Below are 16,456 nucleotides of genomic sequence, written 5' to 3'. Positions count from 1 at the left end.
GCGCCACGCGGACGCACCGCCGACCGCGGTGATCCGCGAGATGGGGTCCTGAGGAATGCCCCAAAAGCCAGCATATCGGCGTGCGCGTTTCAAGGCGTTGGTCCTTCGTAAGCAACGCGATGTCTTGACCGTGGCGGTTGAGAGACTCTAGCGTCGCGGCTTGCGATATGAGAGTTACCGCCGCGCAGCTAGGGGTTGGCATGACACGTCGCCGAGTGCTGATCGTGGCCGCTGTTGCTGTGGTGATCGCGGTGTTCGCCACGTGGCTCGTTCTCTTCCTCAACCGCGGGGAGACCTCGTCGGCTTCTCGGTCCATCAGTGTCTCTGATGAGGCGGACGGCTTTGCTTTCATCGACGAGGCGATCGTCACGACGACCTCGGGCGAATGACAGCAACTCTGAGGGGTGTTCAGGCCGTGAGTGCACGTGCGCGGTGGCGGCGTACGGCGGCGCGGTTGGCGCAGCGGACCGAGCAGTAGCGCTGGCGGCCGTTGCGGGTGACGTCGACGACGACGTTGGTGCAGGGATCGTCGGGAGCGTTGCCGGCTTCGCAGCGGCTCAGCCGGTGCATGCCGCGCGTCGTCAGATGCAGCGCGGTGCCGACGCTGATGACGGCCCGGAGCACGTGGGGGAGGGCGTCGTTGTCGTCGCGGTAGTGCAGGTGCCAGCCTTCGCCGTTGTGGTCGGTGAGTCTCGGGTACGCCGCGACCGCGGCCATCTGCGCGTTGAGCAGCCGTGCGCGTTCGGTCAGGTCGGTGGCGTCGACGATCGTCAGCCAGTCGTCGATGACGCGGCGGGTGCCTGCATGGTCATCGGGTCCCACGGGGAACGTCATCGTCATGCCCAGCTCACGGGCCCGTGAGGCGATGCCGTCACGGTCGGCGGGCCAGTCGTTGGCGAGCGAGGCGGCCAACAGCACCGCGTACTCGCCGTAAGGGTTGAGATGCATAAGACCATTACAGCACCGTTGACCTCATGAGCACATGCCAGCGCACAGACACCACGTCACACGAGCAGGTCAGCACCCACGAGCACGGCTGGTTCACGGAGTCTCGCCACGCCACGTCCGAGGGGACCGTCCACTACGTACGGTGCTCCGAGTGCGGCGCGCGTAGGGTCGACCTCCTGCGCCACCCGGACGCGCCGCCGGTCGCGACGAGCCGCGAGATCGTCTGATATGTCATATCGCTCTTGCGCAAGGAGGCCTCGACCGCGATAGTTCTTGTCATGGCTGTGATCTCCGCCACAGACACCTCCGCCCCCGACGGCGTTCTCGCGCGCATGCGCCTGCTCCTCCCCGAGCTCCCCGACTCCACGCGCCACACCGCGCAGCGCATCCTCGACGACCCGCGCTCCGCCGTCGCCGGCACGATCAACGACCTCGCGATCAGCGCCGGCACCTCCACCGGCGCCGTGTCTCGCCTGTGCCGCGCGCTCGGCCTCGACGGATACCCGGCGCTGCGCGTCAGCGTCATCACCGAGGCGGCCGCGACGGCGTACGGGAGCTGGAACGCCGACATCAGCCGCGAGATCGGACCGAACGACTCGCTCGCCGACGTCGCCCGCACGCTCGAGGCGGTCCAGGCCCGCGCCGTCCACACCACTCTCGCAGGCCTCGACCTCGACGCCGTCGCGACAGCCGCCGCAGCAATCGCCACCGCGACCCGCGTCCACGTCTACGCCGTCAGCGGCAGCGGCGTGATGGCGCGCGAGCTCGAGCTGCGCCTCAGCCGCATCGGCATCGCGTGCTGGACATACGCCGACGTCCACGACGGTCTGGTTGCCGCCGCCCAGCTCACCGACCGCGACGTCGCGATCGCCGTCTCGTACTCCGGCGAGACCGACGAGACCCTCGACATGCTCGCCACCGCCCGCGAGCACGGCGCCCGCACCGTCGCGATCACCGCCGGCCCGCGCTCGCGCCTGGCCACGCTGGCCGACCACCTCCTCGTGACCGTCGCCGAGGAGACCACCTTCCAGGACGGCCCGCTCGCGTCCCGGCACTCCGAGCTCGCCGTCGTCGAGATGCTCTACCTCGCCGTCGGCCAGCACGACTACGACCGCACCGTTCAGCTCCTGTCCGAGACCGAGCGCGCTGTCCGCCCTCGCCGCCCCGAACGCCGTACCCGCCGCACCAGTCCCGAGCCACGCTGACCCAGGAGGACGCATGACCCCCCAGCACGACGAACCTGACAACGGCCTCAGCCGCAAGTCCTTCCTCGCACTGGGAGGAGCGCTGGTCGCCGCCGGCGTCGCCAACCCGTTCGGGGGCGGCGCCGCCAGTGCCGCGACGGCCAAGACAGGCGCCGCCGCAGCGGCCACAACGACCGCAGCCGCAGCCGCAGCCGCAGCCGCCGCCAGCGCCACCACCGGCGGCCCGCTCATGAACGACGGCCGCTTCCCGATCGGCCTCTTCTGGCCGCCGCCGCCCACCCAGACCACGGTCGCGCGCTACCGCGAGATCGCCGAGGCGGGATTCACGTACGTCCACGGCGGCAACTACTCCAACTCCGACGTCCAGATCACCACGCACATGCTCCGCATCGCCGACGAAGCCGGCCTCAAGGTGCTCGTCGAGGACCCCGACATCAAGTGGCTCCTCAAGAACATGAACGTCGGCGACCCCGCCGCGCCGAACACGATCAGCGAGGCCGAGCTGCGTCAGCGGATCACCGCAGCGGTCAACCGGTACGCCCCGTCGTGGCGGGCCGTCGGTGGTCGCCTGCACATCTCGAGCGGCAGCGGCGACGGGTCGATCGGCTGGGTCGCGGACGGCGCCAGCTGGAGCGACTACACCTTCGCGTTCGACACCGAACCCCTCCGTACGGGCGCGGGCGGGTACGCGCAGGCCGGCTGGGCGTTCCGGATCCAGGACGAGCGCAACGCGTACGTGTGGCTGCTCTCGACCCAGGGCTCCGACGGCAAGGCGGTGCTCAAGAAGGCGGTCTTCGTCAACGGCAACCCGACGGTCACGCAGGTCTCCCTGCCGTACCAGCTCGAGCCCGGCAAGACCCATCACGTCGAGACGACGCTGAGCGGCGCGACGATCACCACGCGCATCGACGGCGTGCTCGTCGACACGACGACGGACACCCGGTTCACCTCCGGCTCGGCCGGATTCCGCGAGGCCGGGCCCGAGTCGGCGTACTTCGACAACGTCGTCATCACCGGCGCCGGGGGAGCGGAGCTGTTCAGCGAGACCTTCGACGAAGGGCTCAGCGCGTGGCGACTGCCGTCCGGATCCGGATACGCGTCGTTCGCGGGCATGCACCTGTACGACGAGCCGAGCGTCGGCCAGCTCCCGCTCATGGCGAAGGCCGTCGCGATGGCCAACGAGGCCTACCCGGACGCGCTCTCGTACGTGAACATGCTTCCCGGCTTCGGGGCCGGGTACGAGCAGGCCGCGCGCGACCTCGACTCGCCCGTGCTCTCGTTCGACCGCTACCCGATCCTGGCCAGCGGCGAGGACCTCGGCTACTTCGAGAACTGGGCGCAGGTCCGCGCCGCCGCGCTCAAGCACGGGCGCGACTCGTGGGTCTACATCCAGAGCGTCGGCTATGCGAACCACGCGATCCCGACGAAGGCCGACATCCTCTGGCAGATCTCGATCAGCCTCGCGTACGGGTGCAAGGGCATCCAGTACTTCACGTACTGGACCCCAGACCCCGCGCGCGGCGAAGCGTTCACGACCGGGCTGATCACGGTCGAGGGCAAGCGCACGCCGCTGTACCGCTACTCCAAGGACATCAACCGCGACGTCCTCGCACCGCTCGGCAAGCAGATGCTCGGCCTCACGTCGACCGCCGTCCAGCTCGCGGGGGTCGCGGCTCCGCCCGCCGGGCTCGACCCGTTCGCGGCGGACGGGCTCGTCTCCGCGGTCAGCGGCGACCCGGTGGTGCTGGGTCGCTTCGTCGACGGCGACGACCGCCTGCACACGCTGGTCGCGAACTACTCCCGCCACGAGCGGGCGCGCGTACGGCTCACGCTGCCGGCGCCCGCCGAGGCGTACGACCCGCGCCGCGACCGCTGGGAGCGCGAGCGCGACGGTGCCCTGACGCTCGACGCGGGGGAGTCGGTCCTGCTGCGGGCGCGCTAAGCCAGCTCGCGCAGCTCCGAGGTCATCTCGCCGCCGGCGTCCCCGGTGTTGACGGTGCCCTTCGGCTCGATGAGCACCGCTTCCACCTCGGCGGCGGCGATCGGGCAGTGCTCGACGCCCTTCGGGACGACGTAGACGTCGCCGGGACCAAGCATCACGTCACCGTCGCGGAGCTGGATCGTCAGGTCGCCGCTGATCACGAGGAACAGCTCGTCGGTGTCGGGGTGGGTGTGCCACACGAACTCGCCCTGGAGCTTCACGACCTTCACGTCGTAGTCGTTGATGCTCGCGAGCCGGTGCGGCTGCCACGGATGGGTGATTGTCGCGAGTGCCGCCTGCAGGTTCTGTACGCCTTCACTCATGGGCCGATCGTACGAGGCTCACGGCAGCGGGCGCTTCTTTGTCAGGACACTCCGTCGGCACGGTAGATCGGCTCGAACGCAGGGGTCCCGTCGGCCCTCGAGCCGTTGTGCTTGAGGATGCACGCGATCCCGGTGCCTGGCCGATACAACACCAGGTGGTCGAGCTTGCCGGTGCTGGCGCCGTCGAAGGCGATGATCTGATCGTCGATCGAGGTGAGCTCGTATCCACCGATGCCGGGATCGTGATCGCCCTGCTGATAGACCGCCGTGAACTCGAGGCTTCCTTCGCTGTTCATGCCGGTGCACTTGACGATGAAGAGGATGCCCTTGTACGAGGGGCTCGTGCCGGGCCGGTACATCACCAGGTGGTCGGCCTTCCCGGAGCCGTCGAAGTCGAAGGCGATCACCTGGTCGGTGGTCTCCGACAGGTCGAAGCCGCCGATCCCGCTTCTCCCGATGTAGACCGGGGTGAACTCGAGGCCACCCGACACCTTCTCGCCGTCGTACCTCAGGACGAAGGCGATGCCGGTGCCTGGCCGATACAGCAGCAGGTGGTCGAGGTTGCCAGTGCTCGCACCGTCGAAGGCGATGATCCGATCTCTGCCGGAGGTCAGGTCGAAGCCGCCGATGCCGGAACCGCCCTGAGGTTGCTGAAAGAGCGCCGCGAACTGCAAGGTCCCGTCCGCGCCTGTGCCGTCGCGCTCGACGACGTAGACGGCGCCCTTGCCGGGCCGGTAGAGCACCAGGTGGTCGAGCGTGCCCTTGCTGTCGAGGTCATAGGCGATCACCTGATCGCTGCTGGACGACAGATCGAAACCGGCGATCCCGTCGGTCGCGGAGTAGACGGGTGTGAACCTGGGCGTGCCGTCGGACTGAGCGCCGTCGTGCTTCAGAATCTGAGCAATGCCGGTGCCGGGCCGGTAGCAGAGCAGGTGATCGAGCTTGCCGGTGCTCGTGCCGTCGAAGGCGATGATCCGGTCCGCATACTCGGTCAGGTCGAAGCCGCCGATGCCGGAACCGCCCTGAGGCTGCTGATAGAGCGGCTTGAACCGAGCGTTGCCGTCGGGCCCCTTGCCGTCGCGCTCCACCAGGTAGAAAGCGCCCTTGCCAGGTCGGTAGAGCGCCAGGTGGTCGAGCTTGCCCGTGCCGCCAAAGTCGTGCGCGAACACGCGATCTGTCTTCGTCGTCAGATCGAAGCCGCCGATTCCTGCGAGACCGAGTCGTACGTTCATCACGTCCAGCACGCGCCGGATCGGGGTGCTGAGCCCTGCGGACCCGCCGCCTGCGAACAGCAGTCCGATCACGCGACCGTGGTCGTCGACCACGACCGATCCGGAGTCACCCGGACCTGCGAACGTCGGCGAGGGGTCGACCGCCGCGATGCTGATCTGGTCGGAGAGCGTCACCTTGCCCACACCGTGCCCGAAGTCGATCGTCGTGGAGGTGTGAAGGCCGTCGACTCTCCCGTGCGTCAAGCCGGTGGTGCGCCCCCGCTTGCGGACACTGAGGCCCAGAGTCGCGTCTGCGGTCCCCGTGAGGACCCCGATGTCCTGGACCTCGCAGACCCAGCTGGTGTACCAGCCCTGCAGATGGGCGACGGCGGCGTCGACGTTCTTGCCGAGCGTCCCTCGGAGGATCGGGCCGATGAAGCGAGCCGTGATGGGGTTGTCGACGAGACTCGGCTGGACGATCTGCCGAGACCGGGCGGGCTCGTGCCATCCCTCGTTCACGCAGAAGACGTGGTAGTTGCTCAGCGCCAACGCGTCGCCGGTGTCGTTGTCGACGACGATCGCGCCGAGGGTGCCGGCCCAGATCCCGTCGACGATCCTGTACGGCCCGACGCTGATGCCGCCCTTCACCGGGTTGTAGCTGCCGGTGTCGTCCAGCGGCTCGTAGCGACCCTCGATGACGTCGGTGGGGATGCCCTCGATCTCCGCGGGGATCCACTCGTCCTCGGGAACATCGTGCTTGTGCGCGACGTGGACCCGGATCACAATCTCGTCGGTGCGTTCCCCGTCGACGTACTTGTAACCGATGTCGACCGCGGTGACACCGGGCCTGCTCAGGAGCTCGTCTTCTGCGGCCCGCTTGATGGGCAGGATCTCTTGCACGCGGTCGGTCACGACGCGTCCCCCAACGATCGTTTGTGCCAGTGGATGTCCCGAGTGGCTGTCAGCGTGGCAGATGCGTCAGGTTCTGGCACAAAATGTCACGAGACTGCCGAAACTGCCTCAGGGGGAATGTCGTTGCTGCGCCCTACGCTCGGTGTCCATGAGCATCGAGGTCCGCCCGGCGACGTCGTACGAGGACGTGGCGACTCTGGTCGGGCCGAAGCGTCCCGACGCCAACGTGTGCTGGTGCCTGAGCTATCGCCTGACGACGTCCAAGGAGAACCGCGAGCTCGTCGGGCCCGCACGCGGCGCTCGCGTGGAGCAGCTCGTCCGCGAGGACCCGCCGCCGGGCGTCCTCGCGTACGACGGGGAGGAGGTCGTCGGCTGGGCGGCCGTGCACCCGCGCGCCGACACGAGCTTTGCCCGCAACCGCAGGATCCCGCACGTCGACGACCTCGATGTCTGGTCGCTCTGGTGTGTGCGCGTCCGCCCGGGGCATCGCGGCCAGGGCATCGTGCACCACCTCGTCGAAGGGGCGGTGGAGTTCGCTCGCGCGTACGGGGCGCCGGTGCTCGAGGCCTATCCGGTCGACAACGGCGGCGCGAAGGTCGATCTGACGATGGCGTACGTCGGCACGCTCGCGGTGTTCGAGCGCGCAGGCTTCACGAAGGTCGCGGACACGGACTCCGTCCTCAACGGATTCCCGCGCGTCCTCGTACGCCGCGACCTGCGCGCGGACGGCTGAGGCGGGTCAGCCCTCGCGTGCAGCGACGAGTCGGTCGGTCGTCGCGCGCATCAGCTCTTGGAACGACTCGCCGGACGGCCCGCCGAGTCCTTCGGCGCTGACGCTCACGACGTCGTTGCCGATCCGCGCGACGCCGAACGTGATCTCCACCGGCAGATTGGTGGGCTGCTGCGTCCCGGTGAGGTAGACGGTGATCTGCGCGTCGATGTCCTTCGAGGCCGCCGTGTCGTCGGAGATGAGCGTGCCCTTGACGCCGGATCCGTTGTCGGCGCTGACCTCGAAGTCCGCGCACGACGCGAGCGCGTCGGCCGTCTCGTCGAACGAGGCCGCGACGTCGTCGTTCGGGTACGAGGTCGCGGTGCTGGTGATCGTGAGGACGTTGGCGCGGTTGAATCCGGCCTCGGCCCTCGGTGCCTCGTTGGCGTTCGCGAGGTCGAGCCCGGCGAGGCACTCGGCGTCGTTGAGGCTGGCGCGGGCGTCGTTCTCCCCGCCGTCGCCGCCGCTCGACAACGAGACGAAACCCTCAGGCAGGTCGTCCAGCGTCACGAGCACGGACTCGAGCTGCTCCTCGCTCAACGTCGACGCCGCGTCCGATTCACTGGCACCGCATCCGGTGAGAAGGAGCGGAAGGGCCGCGAGGGGGAGGAGTACGCGGCCGACGCCGCCGGTTCGCCAATTCAGCACGCGGCGAGCGTACCGGCCGCGCATTTCATCGCGCGGTGAGGGAAAGGCGTGACATCACCACGCGGCGTCACTAACGTCGCGGAGACCGGTCTGTGCCCTGCGAACGAGAGGCCGCCCCTTGCGTCCCGCCGATGCTCCCGAGCTCGGGCACGTTCGCGGAGGCCGGGACGCAGGACACGGTGTTCGTCGGGCTGGCGAAGGACGCCGACAACTACCTGCTGTTCCGCTATCACAACCGCTTGAACCGAGCCGGCTGGGATCTCCGGGCCGACGGCCGACGTCGGGGGAGTGTTCGACTTCCGCGACCCGGCCGTACGCGCGCAGTTCCGCTACGCCGTCAGCGTCCGCCTCGACGACGGGACGATCACCCTCGACGGCGTCACCGCGAGAGGCACGCGCCGCACCTAGGGGAGCAGCGCCGCGTTGGAGGTCATTCGCATCGGTGCGCGAAGCGCGTTAAAGTGACGTTTATAGCCTTAATCATCGCTTTAACGACTGTGGAGAAGTCATGACCAAGCGTACGCGGATGCTCGGGCGCCCGACCCTGCAAGCCGTCGAGGCCCTCGGCCACCAGGTAGCCGCAGCTCGTCGCCGTCGCGGCTGGACTGCGGCTGAGCTCGCCGAGCGCCTTGGTGTGTCTCCCGGAACTGTGCGCAAGATCGAGAGCGGCAATCCAACGGTCGCAGTCGGTCTGATGTTCGAGGCTGCCGTTCTGAGCGGAGTGGAGCTGTACGGAGTGCAGCCAGGAACGCTCGGCGAGGTCGTCGCACGAACGGCCGATCAGCTCGCGCTCCTGCCCCAGCGCGTGCGTACGCAGGAGGTCGAGTTCGATGACGACTTCTGAGCGCGTACCTCGGCAGGTCTTCGTGTGGGTGTGGCTGCCTGGCGCCACCGAGCCCGTCGTCGCCGGGCGGCTCGACCACGCCGGTGACCGCATCGTCTTCACCTACGGGCGGTCGTATCTCGAGCGTGCGGACGCCCTCTCGCTCTACCTCCCTGAGCTCCCGCTGCGCCGGGGCCCGATCGAGCCTGTCGGCGCGCTTCCGATCGCCGGCGCGATCCGTGACGCCGCGCCGGATGCTTGGGGAAGGCGGGTGATCCTCGCCGCTCGCACCGGTCGGCTCTCGGCCGCCAGTGACGTGGGGGAGCTCGACGAGTTCACCTACCTGCTCGACTCCGGGTCGAACAGGATCGGTGCGCTCGACTTCCAGCGGTCGGCGCGGTCGTACGAGGTGCGTGACGATCACGCGAGCCTTGCTGACCTGCAGGACGCAGCACAGCGCCTTGACGCCGGCGAGGTCCTTCCGCCTGACCTCGCCAGCGCGCTCGAGCATGGCACCTCTGTGGGTGGTGCGCGGCCGAAGGTCCTTGTCGACGACGGTGGACGCCAGCTGATCGCCAAGCTCTCGTCGTCGAGCGACGTCCTTCCGGTCGTCAAGGCCGAGGGGGCCGCGATGGAGCTCGCTCGCCGCGTGGGACTGTCCGCACCGCGCACCGAGGTCATCGAGTCACTTGGCCGTGATGTCCTGCTCGTCGAACGGTTCGACCGTACGGAGGTGCCGGGGCGGCGGAGGATGCTCGTGTCGGCGCTGACCATCCTTGGCCTGAGCGAGTTCGAGGGCCGGTACGCCACGTACCCGGACCTGGCATGGCAGATCCGTCAACGGTTCACGGACCCGGCAGCGACCCTGCGCGAGCTGTTCGGCCGGATCGTGTTCAACGTGTGCATCAGCAACATGGATGACCACGCGCGCAATCACGCCGCGTTCTGGGACGGCGAGAGGCTCACCCTGACCCCGGCGTACGACCTCGCGCCGATGGCCCGGACTGGTGCGACAGCCGCGCAGGCGATGGCGATCGACACCGAGGGACGGCGGGAGTCGAGGCTGCGGGTGTGCCTGGAAGCGGCGCCCATCTACCAGCTCACCCGGGCTCAGGCCGCCGACATCGTCGAGCGAACGGTCACGACGATCCGCGAGTCGTGGGATGACGTCGCCGACCTTGCGCGGCTGACTGCGGTAGAGAAGCGGGCGCTGTGGGAGAGGCAGTTCCTCAACCCGGCGATCTTCTTCGACGACGCCGGCTGATCTGCTCGTCGACGGCGTCCGGAGGCGGAAGGACATCAGTTCCCTCACGACACCCTCTGCGACCGCTTCGCGCAATTCCCCTCGTCGGCCGTCAGTTCTCCCTAGCCTGCATGGCACCGACGCACACAGGGGGATCCATGAAAGCGGTCAGCACGGCCGGCCAGAGGTTCATGCTGAACGCGCCCGTCAGCGGTGGCCCGTTCGCAGCGTTCACGGTGGAGTCGTGGGTGCGCCTCGCCCAGCTCGACGGGACGTACGGCGCCTATCCGATCGCGGTGATGACGAGCGGGTTCGCCAAGCTCGCGGTCGGCGTGCGTGCCGTCGCGGTAGGTGCGCGATGGACGGTGCTGGTGGGTGACATCAGCACCGATGCGCCCGTGGCCAACGCCGAGGTGGCGTTCGACGCCCCCGGCGGCACGATCGGGCGGGACGGGCACGGCTTCAGCGCCAGCAGGGAGGTGCCGGCGAACGACAGCTGGGTCCGCGTGTCGGTCGCCGTCGATGGCACCGTGATCGAGCTGTCCCTCGACGGGACGCTGGTCATCAGCCTGCCCACCACGATCGCGGGTGTGGGTCTGCCGATCAATGACATCGAGTTCAGCAGCGTCTTCGGGGACCACTTCTCAGCGACGTGCGATTTCGCCGGTGGCCGACTCTGGACGCGTCGCCTCACCCCGCAGGAGATCCGCCAGACGGCCAATCAGGACTCCGTGACGGATCACGATGTGCCCGCCGAATGGTTGGTCGACTCCGCCGTGCCCTGGATCGTCCGCAAAGGCCCGGCTGCTGACCAGGCGATCAATCTCTACCCGCCAGGGCTGGACCTGCGGACGGTGATCGTCGACGCTTCGGAGCTGGGTGACGTTCCGACCCTCAGCGAGCCCATCCCGGCGCCGCCCGCGCAGCCGCCGGCGCGGACGCCGCTGCCACCCGAGGTTCCGACCGTGCCGGTACCCGAGGGCGACGCCGACCGCATGACCATCTCGCAGAAGCTGCCCGACAACGTCGTCCACACCGGCCGTCGCGTCGTCGAGCTCGCGGTCCAACCGGCAACGGCGCCCAAGCAGGATGTCGCGCCGAGCACGAGCACGAGCACGAGCGAGCCTCTCGTCGCGCCCGCCAGCACACCCGGCCAGACGGGGCCACCCAACGTGATCTCTGGACCCTCGTCCTCAATAGGGTCAGGCCCGGGCGGAGGAGGAGGCGGCGGAGGAGGAGTGCTTCACCCACTCACGACCCACGACGACTACCGCCGCCAGGAGACGGATCGCCCCGCCCGTACGCAGATCGCGCTGCGGGACGACATCGTGCTCGCGCAGACGATCGGCTACCTCAACCCCAACTCCTTCCCCCTGATGGCCGGGTCGATGGACGGCGTCACCATGGCCGGTGTCAGGCTGGCGCTGAAGGGTGTGGACCCCGACAAGCTCGCCACAGCGATCCTGGACTCCAACAGCCAGCTCGTCGTCTATCCGAGCGCGGACGGGTCGTACCTCTGGCGTCTCGTCCCGCCAAGGACGGCGACCGAGCCGCGGCCCCGGCTGCTGTTCATCGAGACCTACAGCCTCACGAGCTTTCTCGGCCGGTACGGCGCCGGCCGCACCCTGAAGACGCTCACCCTGCTGCCGGGCGAGAAGGTGCGCATGCAGGTCCGCAGCTATCACCGCAAGTCCGTCACGTCCGCCCGAGCGTCGTCGGTGCTGGACTCCTCCAGCCGTGAGGCCGAGTCGGAGTTCGAACGTCTCGCGATGCAGGAGGACTCGACGAGCAGCGACATTGCCAGCAGCTTCGAGTACCACGCCGACATCGAGGCGAGGGGCGACGCGACGTGGGGGTGGGGGAGCGCGAGCGTCGACGTCTCCGGCGGCGTGAAAGGCAACAGCACCGCCGATCGGGAGACCTTCGCCAAGGCAACGGTCAACGCGCTCGACAAGCACACGTCACGCGCCTCGGCCGCCCGAGAGGTCTCCGTGACGACCGCGGATGAGGTCGCCGAGGAGTCGTGGGAGGAGGCCGACAACGAGCGGGTGCTCGAGAACATCAACCTGTCACGCACTCTCAACTACGTCTTCCGGCAGATGAACCAGGAGTACCTCACCGTCCTTCATCTGACCGACGTCAGAGTGGCGTACTTCGACGGGCTGCGAGAGTCCCGTGATGAGGTGCCGTTGCACCAGGCAGAGATCCTCATCGCCCGCCACAGCGACACCCTCGACCCCGCGAGCGCACGCGCCGAGGTCACGCGCGAAGTCAACGCGATCACCGGAACGAACAACCTGCAGAGCGACCAAGGCTTCATCCTCTCGAGCGCGGAGACGAGGGGAGATGCGTCGTCCCGCCACTACCGCGTGAACCTCGCGCACACCAGCGCGGTCACCATCGATGGCGAGCCGGCCGGGTTCACCGTTCCCGGCATCGTGCTGTCGACGAACCGAACGGTGATGCGCACCGACGGTGTCATGGTCGACGCCTACATCGGCACGGGCAACGCGCTCGACACCTACTCGACGGTCCTGCAGGAGCAGGAAGCCCGCCGCGTCACGCTGGAGAACGACCAGACGGAGGCGATCACCGCCATCCTGAGGTCGGCCGGCGGCGCGCAGGCCAGCGAACTCGACGGCTACACGAAGCTCGTCGAGGCCGTCGCCGGGTTCCGCAACGGATTCCCGTCACCGCCGCTGCAGATCGCGAACCCACAGCTCGGGGTGCTCTCGGCGCCGCACAACGGCCGGCAGGCGCAGGCACCGTCGTGAGAGTGGTCGACCGCCCCGTGCAGACGGTGAAGCGCACGCCCAAGATGAGCTATGACGTGTACGGCGCGACGCTCGTCCGGACGTTCGGCGCCTACTGTGTCGCCTGCGAGGCGCCTCTCCCGTCCGGCGTCCAGGTCGAGCACCGCGTCGCCAAGCAGGCGAACACCAACGCCGCCGCGGCGGAGTTCGAGACGTTCGAGATCCAGTACGTCGTCGCGTGCGGGGCGTGCAACGTGCGCAAGTCGGCCAAGGTCAAGACGACGACCGGTCTCGGCGCCTACCTGTGGCCGGATGCTGTGAACACGTTCAGTGCGTTCCGGTTCGACGGCGACGGCCAGACCTCCGCCTACCAGGGCCTGGACGCCTTCAAGCAGGACCTCTTCTCCCAGACCAAGATCACCCTGAAGGTCGACAGCGAGCTCGAGGACGCCCTCACCACCCCCGGGTTCGCCGACCGTGCGGACGCCACCATCGGTCTCTGGGGACTCAATGCTCGGACCACCACCAGTGCCTTCAGTCGCGAACTCGCTGCCGACATGCGCGTCGCGAGCCGCAAGAACGCCTTCGCCGCGGCAGCGGCCGTCGAGGCCGGCACACCCGTGATCGCGGGGAACGATCCGTCCTTCCCGGCACCCGTCGCCTACGCGATCATCAGCACCGGGTACTGGACGATCTGGACGCACTGCTTCTTGCGGAAGGGGCGAGCCGACCTCGTTCAACGTATGTTCACCGACCCGATGCTCAAGGTCGCGTTCCCCAATGCTGCCAGCTGCGTCACGTTCGGCGACAACGTCCTCACGCTCACGCCTCACGCGGAGCCGCAGGCACTGGAGGACTTCCGGAACGGCAAGGCGTACAACACGATCGGTTACGTCACGAGCCTCGGGACGGAGGGGTCGGAGACCCGCAAGTACCTCGGCGGCCCCCCCGCTCGCATCGGCGCGCGCGGTGGGTCGAACAAGCGGGATCGTGACGACGACGATGACAACTCCGACACCCGCGAACGTCCCCTCAAGCGGGCGCGCCACGAGCCTGAGAGTGCTTCCTCGTACGACGAGCCGTCGAAGTTCGACGACTCCTCGGACGAGTCGAGCGACAACATGGACCTCGAAGACGGCTCGAGCGACGACAGCGACTCTGATGACGGCGACCGCCAGCGGATCACATCGTCCCCGGCGATCCGCACGACGGCGCTCAAGAACGGCGGGAAGGTCACCCGGCACAAGGCCGGGACGACGCGTCGGTAGGCCGTCGCGTCGCTAGTCGCCGGCGATCCTCGCTGCTTCCTTGGCCAGCAGCTCGACCTTCTTCTCGCCGACCGCGTCGTTGACCTCGAGCACACCGACGCGCTTGCCGACGTTGAACACGGCGTAGCCACCGGCCACCGAGTCGGAGTCGAACGCCGGGAAGTACCAGATCATGTGGTGCGGCTCGGAGGACACGAGCACCGGGTCGCCGTACCCGAAGTCGCCGCCCTGGATCGCCTCGCACTCATCGACCAGCGTCACGATCGTCTCCGCCGCCTGAGCCGCGAGGTTCGGGGTGTCCGTCTCCGCGAGCTGCTCGATGACGTACCGGCCACCGGCACCGACGAGCTTCGCGTCGATGCGCGTGACGTCGTCGCCGATGGCGTCACCTAGCTCGAGGTCGCCGGTGCATGGCCCGAGCGGCAGGAACGAAGTCTGCTCCTGGGTAAACGAGTGGCGGGTCACGTCGTAGTAGAGGCGCTCGCGGATGACGTTCTCCTCGCTCAGGGCGTCGGTCGTGGCCGGGTCTGCGGCCGTTGTGGTGGGGGACGTCGAGGGATCCGCGCTCGCGGGTGCCGTGGTCGCAGTGGTGGCGGCGGTCGTGGTGCTGGCGGTCGGCGCCGAGGTCGAGGTCGGCGCCGGGCTCGTGGCCGACGGCAGCTGCGTGCTCGGGTCAGCGTCGCTGCTCACCTGGACGACGGCGGCCGCGCCGCCGACTCCGGTCAGGACTGCGGCGGCGGCGGCGATGACGGCGTAGTCGATCCTCATGAGCGTTCCTCCTGCTGTGGGGGCGCTTCTTGCGCCCCTTCACTCCCTCTGATGCAGGCGCCAGCACTTTTGTTGGCGAGGGCGGCCAAGAATTTCTCCGCCGTGTTCACAGCGTCGTCCGAAGTGCCGCGCGCATGAACGTCCGCGCCGCGTGGATGCGGTCCCGTACGGTGCCGACCGACGTGCCCGTGAGGGTGGCGATCTCGGCGTACGGCAGCGCGCCGAGGTCGCGCAGCACGAACGGCTCCACGACCTGCGGCTTGCTCTGCTCCAGCTGGTCGAGCGCCTCCATGAGGTCGAGCCGCGTCCCTGCGATGACGCTGGTCGTCCGCGGATCGGCGGTCTCGGGAAGGTCCGGTACGCCGCGGTTGCTCGCGCCCTGTCGCATGCGCCGGTACGTCATCCGCGCGCTGTTCGAGGCGATCACGGTGACCCAGCCCGCGAACGAGCCCGTGCCCGTATAGCCCGCGATGTTCTGCGCGATCGCGACGAGCGCGTCCTGCGCCGCATCCTCGGCGTCCTCGGTGTGCGGCAGGAAGCGCGAGCAGCGCCGTACGACCATCGGGCGGACGAGCGCGAGCAGCTCCTCGAGCGCATCGGGATCGCCCGAACGCGCCCGCGCGACCAGGTCGTCCGGCACCTGGCCGGGGGAGTGGGAGCTCATGGACCACTATCTTGGCGGCATGAAGCAGCTCGGGCGCTATCGCCTGGTGCGTGTCCTCGGCTCAGGTGCGTTCGCGACCGTCTGGCTCGGCGAGGACCCCAACCTCGAAGCACACGTCGCCGTCAAGGTGCTCGCGGACAACTGGGTGCACAACGCCGACGTGCGCGAGCGGTTCCTCACCGAGGCGCGACTGCTGCGGCGTGTGGACGACCCGCGTGTGGTGCGGGTGTTCGACATCGGGGTCAGCGACGATCGGCCGTACATCGTGATGGAGTACGTCCCCGGTGGCACGCTCGCCGACCGGATGGACGGGCTGGACAGCCGCCAGGCACTCGCGTACGGGGTCGAGGCCGCGCGTGCACTCCACGTGCTCCACGAGGCCGGGGTCGTGCATCGCGACGTCAAGCCGAGCAACCTGCTCGTCGACGACCGTACGACGCCGCCGCGCCTCCTCGTCTCCGACCTGGGGAGCGCCAAGGTGCTCGCCGAGGCGTCCGGGCTCACTGTCACCACCGGCACGCCGCTCTACATGGCGCCCGAGCAGGCTCACCAGAGCGACGGCTTCGACGCGCGCGCCGACGTCTATGCGGTCGCCGCCGTGACCTACCACCTGCTCAGCGGGCGGCCCCCGTACGACGACTCCACCGCAGCGGCCGTCGTGGCCCGTCGGCCCGACACCAAGCCCGCGCCGATCGCGGCGGCCGTGGATCTGCCTGCCGAGCTCGACCCGCTGCTGGCGCGTGCGCTGAGCTGGGAGCCGAGCAAGCGACCCGCGTCGGCCGCCGCCCTCGCCGATGCGCTCGAGCGGATCGCGTCCGAGGACCGGCCCACGCGCGTACGACGCGAGGTGCCGACGATCCTCGTGCTCGTGCTGTGCGTCGTCCTCTTCTTGGCGGCCTTCGCGATCACCTACCTGCTCATGCGCTGACCACGGGGGTGG

At 68.9% G+C, this 16,456-nt stretch carries 16 protein-coding genes; 10 read left to right on the top strand and 6 right to left on the bottom strand.

What is annotated here, in order from left to right:
- The first annotated feature begins 215 nt into the window (after positions 1-215).
- Positions 216-389 carry a hypothetical protein gene (locus H4N58_RS11735; protein ID WP_167250602.1) on the top strand — a complete coding sequence of 58 codons (174 nt, stop codon included), beginning with the start codon at positions 216-218 and terminating at the stop codon, positions 387-389.
- Between the two features lie 19 nt (positions 390-408).
- On the opposite strand, the gene H4N58_RS11730 is transcribed toward H4N58_RS11735, so the two are convergent.
- Positions 409-948, bottom strand: coding sequence for a CGNR zinc finger domain-containing protein (locus tag H4N58_RS11730; RefSeq protein WP_167250604.1), 540 nt, complete (start codon positions 946-948; stop codon positions 409-411).
- 26 nt (positions 949-974) lie between these two features.
- Here H4N58_RS11730 and H4N58_RS11725 point away from each other — a divergent pair, with 26 nt between their 5' ends.
- Genes H4N58_RS11725 through H4N58_RS11715 form a run of 3 tightly spaced genes read left to right on the top strand, consistent with a single transcriptional unit; the run spans position 975 to position 4,095 of the window.
- The gene (locus H4N58_RS11725) at positions 975-1,175 is read left to right on the top strand and encodes a hypothetical protein (RefSeq protein WP_167250605.1); all 201 of its coding nucleotides are present in this window, start codon (positions 975-977) and stop codon (positions 1,173-1,175) included.
- A 51-nt stretch (positions 1,176-1,226) separates the two neighbouring features.
- On the top strand, positions 1,227-2,153 hold the full coding sequence (locus H4N58_RS11720; protein ID WP_167250607.1) for a MurR/RpiR family transcriptional regulator: 927 nt from the start codon (positions 1,227-1,229) through the stop codon (positions 2,151-2,153).
- A 13-nt stretch (positions 2,154-2,166) separates the two neighbouring features.
- The gene (locus H4N58_RS11715) at positions 2,167-4,095 is read left to right on the top strand and encodes a hypothetical protein (RefSeq protein ID WP_167250609.1); all 1,929 of its coding nucleotides are present in this window, start codon (positions 2,167-2,169) and stop codon (positions 4,093-4,095) included.
- Here the strand turns inward: H4N58_RS11715 and H4N58_RS11710 are convergent.
- Positions 4,092-4,457 (bottom strand): cupin domain-containing protein, encoded by a 366-nt coding sequence (locus H4N58_RS11710; protein ID WP_167250611.1) that lies wholly within the window; start codon positions 4,455-4,457, stop codon positions 4,092-4,094. The two genes, H4N58_RS11715 and H4N58_RS11710, sit on opposite strands and share 4 nt — an antisense overlap.
- A gap of 41 nt (positions 4,458-4,498) precedes the next feature.
- Positions 4,499-6,580 carry a hypothetical protein gene (locus tag H4N58_RS11705; RefSeq protein ID WP_167003270.1) on the bottom strand — a complete coding sequence of 694 codons (2,082 nt, stop codon included), beginning with the start codon at positions 6,578-6,580 and terminating at the stop codon, positions 4,499-4,501.
- A gap of 148 nt (positions 6,581-6,728) precedes the next feature.
- Here H4N58_RS11705 and H4N58_RS11700 point away from each other — a divergent pair, with 148 nt between their 5' ends.
- A complete protein-coding gene (locus H4N58_RS11700; RefSeq protein ID WP_167250613.1) occupies positions 6,729-7,313 on the top strand; it encodes a GNAT family N-acetyltransferase in 585 nt (194 codons plus the stop codon).
- Positions 7,314-7,319: 6 nt separating this feature from the next.
- On the opposite strand, the gene H4N58_RS11695 is transcribed toward H4N58_RS11700, so the two are convergent.
- Positions 7,320-7,997, bottom strand: coding sequence for a hypothetical protein (locus H4N58_RS11695; protein WP_167250615.1), 678 nt, complete (start codon positions 7,995-7,997; stop codon positions 7,320-7,322).
- Positions 7,998-8,505: 508 nt separating this feature from the next.
- On the opposite strand from H4N58_RS11695, the gene H4N58_RS11690 reads away from it, so the two are divergent.
- From H4N58_RS11690 to H4N58_RS11675, 4 genes are all read left to right on the top strand, one after another.
- Positions 8,506-8,841 (top strand): multiprotein-bridging factor 1 family protein, encoded by a 336-nt coding sequence (locus H4N58_RS11690; protein WP_167003265.1) that lies wholly within the window; start codon positions 8,506-8,508, stop codon positions 8,839-8,841.
- On the top strand, positions 8,828-10,084 hold the full coding sequence (locus H4N58_RS11685) for a type II toxin-antitoxin system HipA family toxin (RefSeq protein WP_167003263.1): 1,257 nt from the start codon (positions 8,828-8,830) through the stop codon (positions 10,082-10,084). Before H4N58_RS11690 ends, H4N58_RS11685 begins: the two co-directional genes overlap by 14 nt.
- A gap of 137 nt (positions 10,085-10,221) precedes the next feature.
- On the top strand, positions 10,222-12,837 hold the full coding sequence (locus H4N58_RS11680) for a LamG domain-containing protein (protein WP_167250617.1): 2,616 nt from the start codon (positions 10,222-10,224) through the stop codon (positions 12,835-12,837).
- 2 nt (positions 12,838-12,839) lie between these two features.
- On the top strand, positions 12,840-14,084 hold the full coding sequence (locus H4N58_RS11675; RefSeq protein ID WP_167250619.1) for a hypothetical protein: 1,245 nt from the start codon (positions 12,840-12,842) through the stop codon (positions 14,082-14,084).
- Between the two features lie 12 nt (positions 14,085-14,096).
- Here the strand turns inward: H4N58_RS11675 and H4N58_RS11670 are convergent, their stop codons facing one another.
- Together H4N58_RS11670 and H4N58_RS11665 are read right to left on the bottom strand one after the other, a co-directional pair.
- Positions 14,097-14,852, bottom strand: coding sequence for a hypothetical protein (locus H4N58_RS11670; RefSeq protein WP_167003256.1), 756 nt, complete (start codon positions 14,850-14,852; stop codon positions 14,097-14,099).
- A 106-nt stretch (positions 14,853-14,958) separates the two neighbouring features.
- Complete coding sequence (locus tag H4N58_RS11665; RefSeq protein WP_167003254.1) at positions 14,959-15,516, bottom strand: RNA polymerase sigma factor; 558 nt, start codon at positions 15,514-15,516, stop codon at positions 14,959-14,961.
- Here H4N58_RS11665 and H4N58_RS11660 point away from each other — a divergent pair.
- Complete coding sequence (locus H4N58_RS11660; protein WP_243842953.1) at positions 15,515-16,444, top strand: serine/threonine-protein kinase; 930 nt, start codon at positions 15,515-15,517, stop codon at positions 16,442-16,444. The two genes, H4N58_RS11665 and H4N58_RS11660, sit on opposite strands and share 2 nt — an antisense overlap.
- Positions 16,445-16,456: the final 12 nt, after the last annotated feature.

The sequence above is a fragment of the Mumia sp. ZJ1417 genome, from assembly GCF_014127285.1.
Lineage (GTDB): Bacteria > Actinomycetota > Actinomycetes > Propionibacteriales > Nocardioidaceae > Mumia.
This window is presented reverse-complemented; position numbering and strand designations above follow the sequence as displayed.